We start from the raw sequence: 12189 nt of genomic DNA on the forward strand, positions 1-12189 counted from the left end.
GCATATCGGGCTGATCTCATTACATAGTCTGCCTGCTCCTAAAGGCCAATCTGTTGCTCTATAGCAGGTTGGCCTTTTTGGAGCTTCCAGGGAAGCGGTGCTCATGTTATTTTCTTCACAAGATTGTTATAATTGGAGTGCGAAATTGATTTGAACCGAGAGGAATGAGAGCTTATGACGAGCAATACTGCACAGGATTTGCAGGGGCTGAGAGCAGCCGGTAGAGTTGTAGGGCATACCATTGCCGAGATGAGGAGACAGGTGAAGCCCGGCATGACTACGGCTGAGCTTGACGGGATCGGGGCAGCGATTCTGGAGCAGTTCGGCGCGAGATCAGCTCCTAAGCTTACTTACAAATTTCCCGGGTACACCTGCATCAGTATTAATGAAGAGGTGGCGCACGGTATTCCGGGCTCCCGGGTGATTCAGGCCGGAGATTTGATTAATATTGACGTTTCAGCCGAGCTGAACGGATATTACGGGGATTCCGGGGTTTCTTTTCAACTGCCTCCTTATAATGAGAAAATCGTCCACCTGTGCCGCAGCACCGAAGAGACTATGATGAGTGTCATCAATCATCTCAGAGCAGGCATGAAGGTTAACGAGATCGGCAGAGTGATGGAGCTGGAGGCGCGCAAACGCGGCTATAGGGTGGTGCGCAATCTGTGCAGCCATGGTATCGGCAAATCTCTGCACGAGAAGCCTGAAGAAATCCTTCCGTTCTATAACCCGCGTGATACCGCTGTTCTAAAAGAAGGCCAGGTCATTACCGTCGAACCTTTTTTGTCCACCGGGGCGGATTTTGTGGAGCAGCAGTCCGACGGATGGACGCTCAGTGTGATGGACAACAGCCGCGTAGCCCAGTATGAGCATACGATTGTGGTTACCAAGGGTAAACCGATTATTCTGACAAGCGCATAAGTGGAGTGATAATAGAACTGGAGGGATAAAATATGGGGGATTTACCGCAAGTCAGCAATTCATTTATGACCTTTATGAAGGAAGCACCGGAACACCAGAAGGCTTGGATGGAGACGGTTCACAAGCTGGAGGCCGCCAGCAAGCTTGACCCGAAGACAGAAGAAATTGCTTATATCTCTGTATTGGCAGCGGTGCGGCTGGAGAGCGGCCTGCCTTTTCATGTGAAGCATGCCAAGGCGCTCGGAGCCACAAGAGAAGAGATCATTAGTGCTGTTTTGCTTGCTCTTCCGGCTGTAGGCAACGTGGTTATCCAGGCTTTGCCTGTGGCCTTGCAGGCATACGACAGCGAGTAGCTGAACATAAGCTGTAAAGGAGGCGGATGCAATGCGAATGGCCTTTATACTTTTTGACGGAATTACTTTTCTGGATTTTGCCGGCTTCTATGATGTTATCTACCGGCTGGGGCAATTCGAATCAGGCCACGGGCTGGAATGGGATATTTGCGGAATTAGGGAAGAAGTGACTGATGAGCTCGGGCTGACCGTCAAAATAGGCAAAGTGCTGCCGGACTTGTCGCAATATGACCTGATCTTTGTGCCTGGTGGAATGGGAACAAGGAAGCTCCGCTACGACGAGCCCTTCATATCATGGCTTCAGGGGGCAAGGGATGTTCCTTACAAAGTATCGGTGTGCACAGGTTCACTGCTGCTCGGTGCGGCCGGTTTTTTGCAGGGACATGCTGCCACGACACATCCCTCCGCTTATGATCTTCTGGAGCCTTATTGCGCTCAAGTGGTGGAGTCGAGGGTTGTGCAGGACGGCCAAATTATTACAGGCGGAGGGGTTTCGACCTCCATTGATCTTGGGCTTTATGTTTTGTCACTTCTGGCCGGAGAAGCCGCGATGCTTAATGTGAAGAAGCAAATTGACTACCCTTATGAGATGCAGGGAGTTGTCCGCACACAGTGAAATTGCGATGAATCGGAGGAATCGGGATGAGTGGGAATAAATATGCTTCAGTGCCGCTTCAGCAGTGGATAGACGACCGGGAACAGTGGCCGCTGCTTACGGATTATATGCTGCAAGAGAGCAATCTGCCGGGGCCAAGGGGCAATCTGGAGCTGGCGGGCTGCTTTGCGAAGCTTTTTGGCAAACCTGAAGTGACGGACACCGGTTGGGCGCTGCTCTCTGCTTGGGCACAGATCCCTGAGGCTGACGCCAAGACCAACGATCCCCATGAATTTCTGCCATTCTCTGCCGTATGTGCTTGCGGTGCCCATTATCCATATGCAGATGCCGGGCGGCGGAGTCAGTCCGAAGAGTTCATGAAATCGGCGATGAATGATTCCAGATGGCGGATGCGCGAGGCGGCGGCGATGGGACTGCAGTACATAGGTGAATTTAGCTTTGCACTTCTGAAGCAGTTGCTTGAGGGCTGGCGTCCAGCTTCGGCATTGCTTGAACAGCGTGCGTTTGTTGCGGCGCTCGCTCATCCTCCCCTCCTTAAAGATGAGGCCAATGTTCTTTATTGCCTGGAGATAGCTGACGAAATTATGCAAGGCATTCTCTCCGGGCCTGTGAAGCCAGCCGATCCGGAGCATTATCGTGTGTTATCCAAGGGCCTGGAGTATAGCCTGAGTCTGTTTGTTGCGGGTCAACCGGAGCCCGGTTTTGCTATGCTGCGCAGATATGCCGGGACTGGTGACGCCCGGATGATCAAGATTGTGAAGAGCAATCTCGGCAAAACACGGCTAAGCAAGAAATACCCTGAGCAGGTCATGGAAATTCTCATGGGATTGACAACCGGCTGAAATGTAACTATTATTGTTGCATCTATAGTGTCCTTTTTGCTAAGGCACCAAAGGAGAGATTTCCATGAACATTAGCACCCGGTTTGCGGTGGCTATTCATATCTTAACGCTGATTGACAGCAACAAGGAAGGCAAAAGCACCTCAGAATGGATTGCCGCCAGTGTTAATACCAACCCGGTAGTGATCCGGCGGATTACAGGCATGCTGCATAAGGCTGGGCTGGTGGATGTCCGTCCCGGTGTAGCCGGGGCCAAGCTTACACGCAGTGCGTCTGAAATTACGCTGCTGCAGATTTATAAGGCGGTGAATGCGGTGGAGGAGGGCTCCCTGTTCTCCGTTCATGAGCATCCGAACCCTGCATGTTCGGTCGGCAAAAATATTGCCGGAGCGATTGTTCCGGTCTTTTCCAGGGCCCAGACGGCGATGGAGAATGTACTGCAGGAGGTTACACTTGATCAGATCGTGAATCAGATTCCCGTGTACTGACCCTGCGTATAGAAATTTAAGATAAATTTCAGGAAGAATTTATGTGGTTTTAAGGTTGGAGGAGTATATTAAAGATCTCCACCCCCCAGTGGATAGATTTTTTCCTGGATCCTGTCGTGCCTCGGCGGGATCTTTTCTATTGTTAGAGGGTGGATGCGACAATTTCAGCAAACCTTTATGTGCTTTTCATATGCCTTTAAGCTTCAGGGCTTATAGTAATCCCATGACCCCCCTTATATATAGACCTTGGCCCTGCCGGACGTTGGCGGGGTCACTTTTTTTGTACAGAAGACGCCTTTACACAATATTCCAAATGCAGTAGACTGACACCATGTAAGTTCGAAAGGAGGATTATATAAGTTGAACTAAAGAATACATAAATAGGGTAGAAGTGCGGAGAGGAAGTTTGGAACTGGAGGAGCGAATGCGTCCGCCTTTATGTTTGGATTTCTACCGCGATCAGCGGTTCTAGTCAGAGAAATCCAAACATAACAGCGGCCGGAAGTCCAAACATTCCACTCAGTTACGACCAGACCCCATTATGAAAATCTAAAGTTCAACTTGTATATAGTTATATAGATGAGCATCCCTGCAATGATTTTATATCATAATGAAGAACTCTGTGTTAGAAGGCTGGAGCCTGAGGATGCGGGGCTGCTGGTGAAATGGCTGTCTGATCCGGCGGTGCTGGAGTATTATGAAGGCCGCGACCGTCCGCATAATCTGGAAATGGTGCTGGAGCATTTTTATGAAGACGCCTCGGAGGGGATGACCCGCGGGATTGTTCAATACAAGTCTCAGGATGTGGGATATATCCAGTTCTATCCGATTGAAGCTGAAGAGCGGCAGGAGTATGGCTATGCGGATTTTGCGGGGGAGATCTACGGTATGGACCAGTTTATCGGTGAACCCGGGCTGTGGAATCAAGGAATTGGCTCGCAGCTCATAAAAGAGACGGTCAACTTCCTGTTTCAAGTGAAGCAGGCGGATAAGATTGTGATGGACCCGCAGAGCTGGAATCACCGCGCGCTGAGAGTCTATGAGAAGAACGGGTTTGTGCGCAAAAAGCTGCTCCCTGAACATGAATGGCATGAAGGCCAATACAGAGACTGCTGGCTTATCGAATATGATGGTGCTTGAAAACAAGGAGATGGATATGAAAAATCAAATTTCAATTTTGGCGGCAAGCCTGATCCTGGGATTATCTTTTATTGCTGGTTGTCTGATTATTAACAGCGGGAAGGCAGAGGAAGCCCGGATTGACCAGGTGAAGACAGAAGCTCAGACAGGGCTGCAGATAACCGACAAGCCATTGCTGACTCTTCAGGAGACTGCCGAATTACTGGGACTGAAGGAGGAGCAGGTGCTGAATATCATAAAAGCTGAACATTCCATTTTGAATAATAACGGTTCCTTTACCGGCATGATGCTTCCGTATATTAAAGTGGATGAGAAGTTCCTGATCAATCGCGTAGGGCTTGTGGAGTGGATTCAGTCGGCGACATCGGAGCAAAGATTCTATAATGGTGTTAAAGTGTATAAATGATGCAAAAAACAATGCATACTAGACAGCAACGGAGGTACATAGGTGGACACGATTGCAATTATTTCTGACATTCATGGCAATGTGACGGCTCTGCAGGCGGTGCTCGCGGATATTCAGGAGCGTAGGGTGAGCCGGATTTTTTGTCTCGGAGATATCGTCGGCAAAGGGCCGAATTCAGATTTGACAGTTGATCTTATCCGGGAGCATTGCGAAGAAGTTGTTACCGGGAACTGGGATGAGTTCGTCGCTGGAACAAGCGGGCTTGAGGTTGTGAAATGGCACCGTGCCGTACTGGGACAGAATCGTCTCGATTATTTAAAATCACTCCCGTTCTCCATTGAGTTCTGGATGAGCGGAAAGTTCGTCCGGTTGTTTCATGCTTCGCCGCGCAGTGTGAATGAACGGGTGCAACCGTGGGATGCGTATGAGCAGCGTCTGTCGCTGTTTCAGTCCTCTGAGCTGTGCCAGGCTGATCTGCCGGCAGATGTAGCCGGATATGGGGATATTCATAACGCATACCTGCAGCATCTGGAAGGGAAAACGCTATTTAACGTGGGAAGTGTCGGCAATCCGCTGGATCTGACGCAGGCCTCATATGTTTTGCTGGAGGGTGATTACGGTAACCTTTCCTTTGGGCGGCTGAACATACAGTTCGTTAGAGTTCCCTATGATATTGAACTGGCTGTGCAGCAGGCTGTAGAATCGGAAATGCCGGATTTGGAGCTGTATATTAGAGAGCTAAGAACCGCTAAATATAGAGGAATAAAAGACTAAGACGCATGTTATGAGGAGCGTTTGTATTGTACAGCCCGACCAATCCTGGTTGGGTTTTGTGTTTTTTGTAAAAGTAATTGACATACTTATGGAGTGGTACTATACTAAAGTTAGTTAAGATGTAACGGTAACAGTTACAATTGTGGATGACAAGCTCGAGTGAGGTTAAGACTAGACAATAACAAACGGATTGTAAATTTCAGATCCGCTTACATTCAGGAGGGATTGATATGACAGCAACAGCAACTCTGCCACAAGAGCTGGAAATTGGTCTTGTGCAGATCAGAGTGAGCAATTTGGAGCGTTCGCTTGCTTTTTACCAGAATGTTATAGGACTCAAAATATTGCGTCAAACCGGACGCGAAGTGGAAATGACCGCTGACGGCCAGCATGTACTGCTGATATTGCGGGAGATTGAGAATGCCCGGGTGCTGCGCCGCAATTCGGTTGCGGGACTGTACCATTTTGCCATCCTTGTGCCGGACCGTCCTAGCCTTGGGCTGGTGCTGCGCAACCTGATCGCTTCAGATATTGAGGTTGGTCAAGGTGATCATCTTGTCAGTGAGGCGCTGTATATTCAGGACCCGGATAATAACGGGATTGAGCTGTACCGTGACCGTCCGCGTAATACGTGGAAGTATGATGCTGAAGGGAATGTAGTAATGAGCACCGATCCGGTGGATGTGGAAGGACTGCTGGCTGCCTCTGAAGGTCTGCCTTGGACCGGACTGCCTGCGGGCACGGTAATCGGGCATGTTCACTTTCATGTAGGCGATCTTGGCGAGGCCAAGAAGTTCTATGTGGATACGCTGGGTTTTGAGGTGACAACGCGGTACGGCAATTCGGCCTTGTTCATCTCGGCAGGGGGTTATCATCACCATATGGGGCTGAATGTTTGGGCGGGTCAAGGCGCTCCAGCAGCTCCGGCCGATGCGGCGGGTATTGATTACTTCACTTTGCTTCTGCCTAGTGTTCAGGAACGTGATGCCGTGGCTGAACGTGTGCGTGGGGCCGGGTACAAAGTCAATGAAACAGATGGAGTTGTGGCGGTTACAGATCCGTGGAACATTAGTATTAAACTGCTTGTAAAGCCTTAAGGTGAAAGATTTGCTTGTCCATCCCCGCTCATTCTCCTATAATGTTGGAAATATATGAGCGAAAGGATGAATGTTTTGAAAAACTTCAAAATGGCCTATGTAATCCTTTGTCATAAAAACCCAGAGCAGATCAATTTGCTGCTGAATGCATTAACGGATGAGCATGCTGAATTTTTCCTGCATGTGGATCAAAAAAGCGGCATAGAAGAGCAAATTATCCATCGTGAAGATATTCATTTCGTGAAGCACCCCCTGAAAATGCTTTTGGGGCCGGAAGTTTGATTTGGATGTTGACCGGAAGATCATACAGGATATCCTGCAACTGGCCTGATTACACTAAACAAAACTTTAGGAGGAACTAATTATGAAAATTGCAGTCATCGGAGCAAGCGGCAAGGCGGGAAGCGAGATCACTAAGGAAGCGCTGGGCAGAGGTCATGAGGTTACTGTAATCGTACGGGATGCCGCAAAAGTGGCAGGCAGCAAGGCTGCTGTAGTAGAGAAGGATATCTTCGCTTTGACTGCGGAGGATCTGAAGGGCTTTGACGTTGTGGTTAATGCCTTTGGTGCCCCGTTCGGGCAGGAGCATCTGCATGTGGATGCCGGGAATGTGCTGATTGAAGCCCTGAAGGACGCACCTGGTACGCGTTTGATCGTAGTGGGCGGAGCAGGAAGCTTGTATGTGGATGAAGCCAAAACTGTAAGAGTAGTGGATACGCCGGGATTTCCTGACTTTGTGAAGCCAACGGCTTTGAATCAGGGCAAAAATCTGGAGATTCTGAAAGGCACGAAGGATCTGAAATGGACCTTTGTCAGCCCGTCCGCCAACTTCGCCGTAGGTGCAAGAACAGGCGCCTATGAGAAAGGTAAGGATCATCTGCTGTCCAACTCCAAAGGCGAAAGCTACGTCAGCTATGCTGATTATGCGATTGCAATCGTGGATGAGATCGAGCGGCCGCAGCATATCCGCGAGCGGTTCACGGTGGTTTCGGAGTCCTGATTGGCCTGACGGCTGTTATAAAAAGAAGCGAACCGGCTGGACCGGCTTCGCTTCTTTTTTTGTGCTGTAAAGTATCCAAGCGGGCCGTGAAGCCAAAACTTCACTTATGGGTGCTACACTAGGCTAGTTACACAATCCCTTGTGCAAGCTCGGCGATTCTGCGGTTGGCATCCCCGGTGAACAATCCCCCGTGATAGCAGATCACCTGGCGAATCTCAAAATCGGCGAATTTCTTCAGAGAACTGAGGGCGGTAGCCATATCAGGCGTAGCAGTTGCGTCGGGTCCGCACAACTCACCGCCTTGGACGGTCAAGGCATCGGCGGCAATCAGCGTGCGGCTCGCCTGATGATACAAGCTTAAATGGCCCGGGCTGTGGCCGGGCGTATGAATGACTGTAATTCCGCCGGCAAAGGGGAGCTGCTCTCCGCCGGTAAGTGTCTGATCTACTCTTCCTTTGGGCGGATGGGCCAGCACATTCAGGAAGGCGCGCCGCCACTCCTCCGGCACGGTTAGCGGAAGATTGGCTTCGGCTGCTGCCAGTGCTTCCGGGGTATGCTTAAGCAGCATCTTGTCCCCTTCGATATAGGGTCGCTCGATTTCATGGGCCAGCACGTTCAGCCCAGGCCCGGCCAGATCCAGCAGGGACGGCAGGCTTCCGATGTGATCGAGATCCTGATGCGTGATGAGGATGGTCTTAAGCTGCTCCCAAGGCACGGAAGCTTCAGTGAGAGCCTCCTTGAAGCGCTGCGCCAGTCCCGGAACTCCGGTATCGACCAGTATAGCAGACTCCTCGTCCCAGAGCAGGGTAGGGTAAAAGGTGTCTGTACCGCCCATGACCTGAACGGAAATCTCCAGCATTTCAATTCCTTTGGCAATATGCATTGTATCCCTCCGTTATAAATGATAAGAGTGATGCCGTGAGGCTAATGCATATCATACTGAACCTACGTTACATTTTCAATACATAAATAATTTATTATAACACAAAAAAATATTTTTGTCAATGTATAAAACAGTGAACATTTTGATGTTCTATGGAAAGTCCGCTTTACATTTTGCGCTGCAGGTGGTATTCTCGACGTAAAGCTCGCTTTACATGTTCAGGAGGCACGGTAATGAAGAATAGGCTTGAAGCAATCCGAAAGCAGCGCGGCATTAAGCAGGAGGAGCTTGCCGCAGCATTGGAGGTGTCGAGGCAGACGATCTGTTCGCTGGAAAAAGGGAGGTACAATCCTTCGATTATTCTGGCCTTTAAGCTTGCGAAGTACTTCAAGATAAGTATTGAAGAGATTTTTGTATATGAGGAAGACGGTGAAGGGGAGAAATCCAGGTAACAGCATTTTCTTGCTGCCTGGGAGATTTAGGCTATAATAATAAAAAAATATACCGGGGGAGTTGAGAGCTTGGAGACTTTTCTTGCTGTGCTGTTACTGCTGGGACTCATCGCGGTATCCAATATTGTGAACCGGTTTATCCCGTTTGTGCCGATTCCGCTGATCCAGATTGGACTGGGTGTCATTGCCGCTATGGTTCCTACAGGAATACATATGTCCTTTGAGCCGGAGCTGTTTTTCGTGCTGTTTATCGCTCCGCTGCTGTTCAATGACGGCAGGCGGACGCCGCGCGACGAGCTGTGGAATCTGAGGGCTCCTATCCTGCTGCTGGCGTTAGGGCTGGTCTTCGCTACGGTATTTGTGGCAGGGTATGCCATTCACTGGATGATTCCCTCGATACCGCTGGCGGCCTCCTTTGCGCTTGCTGCGATCCTGTCCCCTACGGATGCGGTTGCGGTAAGTGCACTGGCCGGGAAGGTGCATCTGCCAAAGAGCATTCACCGGATTCTTGAGGGCGAGTCCCTGATGAATGACGCCTCCGGTCTGGTCGCTTTCAAGTTTGCCATCGCGGCGGCGGTTACCGGAGTATTCTCTTTGCCTAAGGCAACGATCAGCTTTGTGCTGATTGCGGCAGGCGGACTGCTCGTCGGAGCACTGCTCTCCTTTATGCTGATCCGGCTTAGTGTGTTTATCCGCAGATTCGGGATGGAGGATGTCACGATTCATGTGCTGCTGCAGATCCTCACGCCTTTTATCATTTATCTGATCTGTGAGGAAATCGGCGTATCCGGCATTCTGGGGGTCGTAGCCGGCGGCGTGATGTATGCCATTGAGAAGGACCGTGCCGTGTCTCCGCAATACAAGCTGCAGCTTGTATCTGCAAGCACATGGTCCGTGCTTCTGCTTGTCCTAAATGGCCTGGTCTTCCTGATTCTTGGCGTGTCGGTCCCTGATGTCGTTGCGGTGATATACCGCGACAGCAGCCTGAACAACTTTATGGTGGCCGGTTATGTGCTGGCGATTACGGCGCTGCTTATTGTGCTGCGGTTTCTCTGGGTATACGCATACTCTTTATGGGAGAGCCGCAGGCGGAAGGTGGAGAAGGCGCCGCTTAAGTCGCAACTGATCACTTCGATTTCGGGCGTCCGCGGAGCCGTAACTCTGGCTGGGGCATTCTCGATCCCGCTCGTCCTGGGAGATGGTTCACCGTTTCCGCAGCGTGACCTGATTATCGCCCTTGCGGCCGGCGTCATCCTGATGTCACTGGTCATTGCCAGCATCTTTCTCCCGCTGCTCGCGGACAAGGAGGAGACGGTGGTGGTGGAGACCCGTACTCTCAATTCAGAGCTGACGGCAAGATCGGTTGTGATTGATGCGGGGATGAGCATGCTGCGCAGCCTGATCTCAGAAAATCCCCAGCCTATGAATCAGCCTGCCCTGCTGGAGTTCACGGACAAAATTGACAGGCTTTGCGCACGGAAAACTGCAGATGATCCGGAAGCGGAGCATTTCCGCCAGCTCGGAGTCCAGGCCAAGCGAAACGCTCTTGCGGCTGAGCGTTCGGAGCTTCGGCGGATGCTGGAGAATGGAACCATTGCGGCTCCGGTAGCCTCGAAGATGGAGGAGCTTATTGACCATAAGGAAGCCTTGATGTGTAAGCGGCTCGACACTCAGTTCAAATTTTCGATGACTGAAATTCAGCGCTTGTTCTCAGGATTATTTTCCGGCAAGCTGAACGGTGATGAAGGGCGGCAGGCGGCGATGAATGCCGAGAGCGCCCGCATTGCGAAGATTTCAATGTGTCAGGCAGCGGTGGCGGCCGTCAGCGCGGGGATGAATGAAGAGAACCGGCTGGCTTCGCAGAAGGTTATCGACAAGTACGAGCAGATGGAGAACCGGCTTACCGAGGGGGATGGCTGGATTAAGGATGGGGTTGTCGATGACCAGAAGCTTGAGCTGAAGCTGCAGGCCATTCAGGAGCAGCGCAATACCGTGCAACAGATGTATCAGAACGGGGCGATTAATCTGAAAATCGCCGGAAAGCTGCGTAAATTTGTCGATCAATTGGAGACGGCGATCTGGGAGGATTAAGGATGGGAGAAATAGCGGCAAGCGGTTTGTCTTATGTGGAAATTGGGGAAGAGCATCTGGCAGAGGTCGTAGATATCTATAACTATTATGTGCTGAATACGACGGTTTCTTTTCATACGGAGCCGATTGAATTATCGGCCATGCGCGAGTCGGTGCTAAGCGGCGATCCGCGCTTCAGGTCCTATGCCATTCTGCAGGACGGGGAGCTGCAGGGTTATGTCCTGATTGCCAGACACAAGAATAAGCAGGCCTATGATACCTCCGGCGAAATCAGCATCTATCTGAAGCCTGGCAGAGGGGGGCAGGGGCTTGGCGGCAAGGCACTGAGCTTCATTGAGGAGCGTGCGGCGGTGCTTGGTTTCCACGTGCTCGTGGCTACGGTGTGCGCGGACAATGAACCGAGCCGGAGGCTCTTCGCCAAGCACGGGTATGAGCAAAGCGCCCTGTTCAAAGAAATCGGCAGCAAATTCGGCAGATGGCTGGATATTGCCAGCTACTCCAAAATTATCGGCCGGAGTGAACTGCAGACTGACAGCTAAACCTGTGTCTGATCAATAGCTACTGGCGAATATCGTTCTGTACAAGTACAAAGGCTGCTCACCGGTCATTTTATGACCTGGTGAGCAGCCTTTATTGTGTCGGGAAGCAGCCTGAGCCAGCAGTGCTCTTGCTGTGCGCGGCTGCTTATGAGCTCCGGCTGTTCTTCCGGCGGAACATCTGCCCGAGCACTTCACTGAGGACAAGGCCGGTAGCGATTGCCCCGGAGAGCATCAGCGCCTGTACGGCAAACTGGATGGCCTGATTGTTGTCATTCTCCACGAACTTGCGCATGGCATCGTAAGCAAGTCCCCCCGGAACCAGCGGGATAATGCCCCCTACGCTGAAGATAATGACCGGCATCTTGAAGGAGCGGGCGAAGAACTGGCTGATCACTCCGACCACTACGGTAGCTAGAAAGGTAGCAACCACTGTGTCCCATTGTTCATCCAGCTGAAGATAGAGCATCCAGCCTACCATTCCGGCAAAGCCGCATTGCACCAAGGCCCGGGCTGGTGCATTGAACAGAATGCAGAAGGTGGCAGCGGCGATAAAACTGGTTATCAATTGCAAAATCATGAACAGTTAAC

General features: G+C 51.0%; 16 protein-coding genes. 14 read left to right on the forward strand and 2 right to left on the reverse strand.

Going from position 1 to position 12189, the window contains the following annotated elements; all coding sequences use genetic code 11:
* The first annotated feature begins 174 nt into the window (after positions 1-174).
* The 11 genes from map to AC0LWN_RS07865 all read left to right on the forward strand — a co-directional run bounded on the left by map (position 175) and on the right by AC0LWN_RS07865 (position 7636).
* Positions 175-921, forward strand: coding sequence for a type I methionyl aminopeptidase (gene map / locus AC0LWN_RS07815; RefSeq protein ID WP_474663999.1), 747 nt, complete (start codon positions 175-177; stop codon positions 919-921).
* Positions 922-953: 32 nt separating this feature from the next.
* Positions 954-1274 carry a carboxymuconolactone decarboxylase family protein gene (locus AC0LWN_RS07820; RefSeq protein ID WP_458965917.1) on the forward strand — a complete coding sequence of 107 codons (321 nt, stop codon included), beginning with the start codon at positions 954-956 and terminating at the stop codon, positions 1272-1274.
* Between the two features lie 31 nt (positions 1275-1305).
* Positions 1306-1890, forward strand: a complete 585-nt coding sequence (locus tag AC0LWN_RS07825; RefSeq protein ID WP_474664000.1) for a DJ-1/PfpI family protein — start codon at positions 1306-1308, stop codon at positions 1888-1890.
* Between the two features lie 26 nt (positions 1891-1916).
* Positions 1917-2732, forward strand: coding sequence for a hypothetical protein (locus AC0LWN_RS07830; RefSeq protein ID WP_474664001.1), 816 nt, complete (start codon positions 1917-1919; stop codon positions 2730-2732).
* Positions 2733-2796: 64 nt separating this feature from the next.
* The gene (locus tag AC0LWN_RS07835) at positions 2797-3219 is read left to right on the forward strand and encodes an Rrf2 family transcriptional regulator (protein ID WP_474664002.1); all 423 of its coding nucleotides are present in this window, start codon (positions 2797-2799) and stop codon (positions 3217-3219) included.
* Between the two features lie 594 nt (positions 3220-3813).
* The gene (locus tag AC0LWN_RS07840; protein ID WP_474664004.1) at positions 3814-4359 is read left to right on the forward strand and encodes a GNAT family N-acetyltransferase; all 546 of its coding nucleotides are present in this window, start codon (positions 3814-3816) and stop codon (positions 4357-4359) included.
* A 16-nt stretch (positions 4360-4375) separates the two neighbouring features.
* Complete coding sequence (locus AC0LWN_RS07845) at positions 4376-4765, forward strand: hypothetical protein (protein ID WP_474664006.1); 390 nt, start codon at positions 4376-4378, stop codon at positions 4763-4765.
* 42 nt (positions 4766-4807) lie between these two features.
* The gene (locus tag AC0LWN_RS07850; protein ID WP_474664008.1) at positions 4808-5539 is read left to right on the forward strand and encodes a metallophosphoesterase family protein; all 732 of its coding nucleotides are present in this window, start codon (positions 4808-4810) and stop codon (positions 5537-5539) included.
* Between the two features lie 230 nt (positions 5540-5769).
* Complete coding sequence (locus AC0LWN_RS07855; protein WP_474664010.1) at positions 5770-6636, forward strand: VOC family protein; 867 nt, start codon at positions 5770-5772, stop codon at positions 6634-6636.
* Positions 6637-6711: 75 nt separating this feature from the next.
* Positions 6712-6918, forward strand: a complete 207-nt coding sequence (locus AC0LWN_RS07860; protein ID WP_474664012.1) for a hypothetical protein — start codon at positions 6712-6714, stop codon at positions 6916-6918.
* An 82-nt stretch (positions 6919-7000) separates the two neighbouring features.
* Positions 7001-7636 (forward strand): NAD(P)-dependent oxidoreductase, encoded by a 636-nt coding sequence (locus tag AC0LWN_RS07865; RefSeq protein WP_474664014.1) that lies wholly within the window; start codon positions 7001-7003, stop codon positions 7634-7636.
* Between the two features lie 127 nt (positions 7637-7763).
* Here AC0LWN_RS07865 and AC0LWN_RS07870 read toward each other — a convergent pair whose 3' ends face one another.
* Entirely contained in the window at positions 7764-8519 is a 756-nt protein-coding gene (locus AC0LWN_RS07870; RefSeq protein ID WP_474664016.1) for an MBL fold metallo-hydrolase, read from the reverse strand.
* Positions 8520-8752: 233 nt separating this feature from the next.
* On the opposite strand from AC0LWN_RS07870, the gene AC0LWN_RS07875 reads away from it, so the two are divergent.
* The 3 genes from AC0LWN_RS07875 (at position 8753) to AC0LWN_RS07885 (ending at position 11601) form a co-directional block, all read left to right on the forward strand.
* Entirely contained in the window at positions 8753-8971 is a 219-nt protein-coding gene (locus AC0LWN_RS07875) for a helix-turn-helix transcriptional regulator (protein ID WP_458965906.1), read from the forward strand.
* A gap of 69 nt (positions 8972-9040) precedes the next feature.
* Positions 9041-11062 (forward strand): Na+/H+ antiporter, encoded by a 2022-nt coding sequence (locus AC0LWN_RS07880; RefSeq protein ID WP_474664018.1) that lies wholly within the window; start codon positions 9041-9043, stop codon positions 11060-11062.
* Between the two features lie 2 nt (positions 11063-11064).
* Positions 11065-11601, forward strand: a complete 537-nt coding sequence (locus AC0LWN_RS07885) for a GNAT family N-acetyltransferase (protein ID WP_474664020.1) — start codon at positions 11065-11067, stop codon at positions 11599-11601.
* Between the two features lie 145 nt (positions 11602-11746).
* Here the strand turns inward: AC0LWN_RS07885 and AC0LWN_RS07890 are convergent, their stop codons facing one another.
* On the reverse strand, positions 11747-12178 hold the full coding sequence (locus AC0LWN_RS07890) for a threonine/serine exporter family protein (RefSeq protein WP_458965903.1): 432 nt from the start codon (positions 12176-12178) through the stop codon (positions 11747-11749).
* Between the last annotated feature and the right edge of the window lie 11 nt (positions 12179-12189).

The sequence above is a fragment of the Paenibacillus sp. sgz302115 genome (assembly GCF_056120445.1).

What these genes read in the sequence shown, in the direction of transcription:
- AC0LWN_RS07865 (WP_474664014.1), top strand. Translation starts at nt 7,001, where the DNA reads ATGAAAATTGCAGTCATCGGAGCAAGCGGCAAGGCGGGAAGCGAGATC.
- AC0LWN_RS07855 (WP_474664010.1), top strand. Translation starts at nt 5,770, where the DNA reads ATGACAGCAACAGCAACTCTGCCACAAGAGCTGGAAATTGGTCTTGTG.
- AC0LWN_RS07845 (WP_474664006.1), top strand. Translation starts at nt 4,376, where the DNA reads ATGAAAAATCAAATTTCAATTTTGGCGGCAAGCCTGATCCTGGGATTA.
- AC0LWN_RS07825 (WP_474664000.1), top strand. Translation starts at nt 1,306, where the DNA reads ATGCGAATGGCCTTTATACTTTTTGACGGAATTACTTTTCTGGATTTT.
- AC0LWN_RS07840 (WP_474664004.1), top strand. Translation starts at nt 3,814, where the DNA reads ATGATTTTATATCATAATGAAGAACTCTGTGTTAGAAGGCTGGAGCCT.
- map (WP_474663999.1), top strand. Translation starts at nt 175, where the DNA reads ATGACGAGCAATACTGCACAGGATTTGCAGGGGCTGAGAGCAGCCGGT.
- AC0LWN_RS07835 (WP_474664002.1), top strand. Translation starts at nt 2,797, where the DNA reads ATGAACATTAGCACCCGGTTTGCGGTGGCTATTCATATCTTAACGCTG.
- AC0LWN_RS07870 (WP_474664016.1), bottom strand. Translation starts at nt 8,519, where the DNA reads ATGCATATTGCCAAAGGAATTGAAATGCTGGAGATTTCCGTTCAGGTC.
- AC0LWN_RS07885 (WP_474664020.1), top strand. Translation starts at nt 11,065, where the DNA reads ATGGGAGAAATAGCGGCAAGCGGTTTGTCTTATGTGGAAATTGGGGAA.
- AC0LWN_RS07820 (WP_458965917.1), top strand. Translation starts at nt 954, where the DNA reads ATGGGGGATTTACCGCAAGTCAGCAATTCATTTATGACCTTTATGAAG.
- AC0LWN_RS07830 (WP_474664001.1), top strand. Translation starts at nt 1,917, where the DNA reads ATGAGTGGGAATAAATATGCTTCAGTGCCGCTTCAGCAGTGGATAGAC.
- AC0LWN_RS07890 (WP_458965903.1), bottom strand. Translation starts at nt 12,178, where the DNA reads ATGATTTTGCAATTGATAACCAGTTTTATCGCCGCTGCCACCTTCTGC.
- AC0LWN_RS07875 (WP_458965906.1), top strand. Translation starts at nt 8,753, where the DNA reads ATGAAGAATAGGCTTGAAGCAATCCGAAAGCAGCGCGGCATTAAGCAG.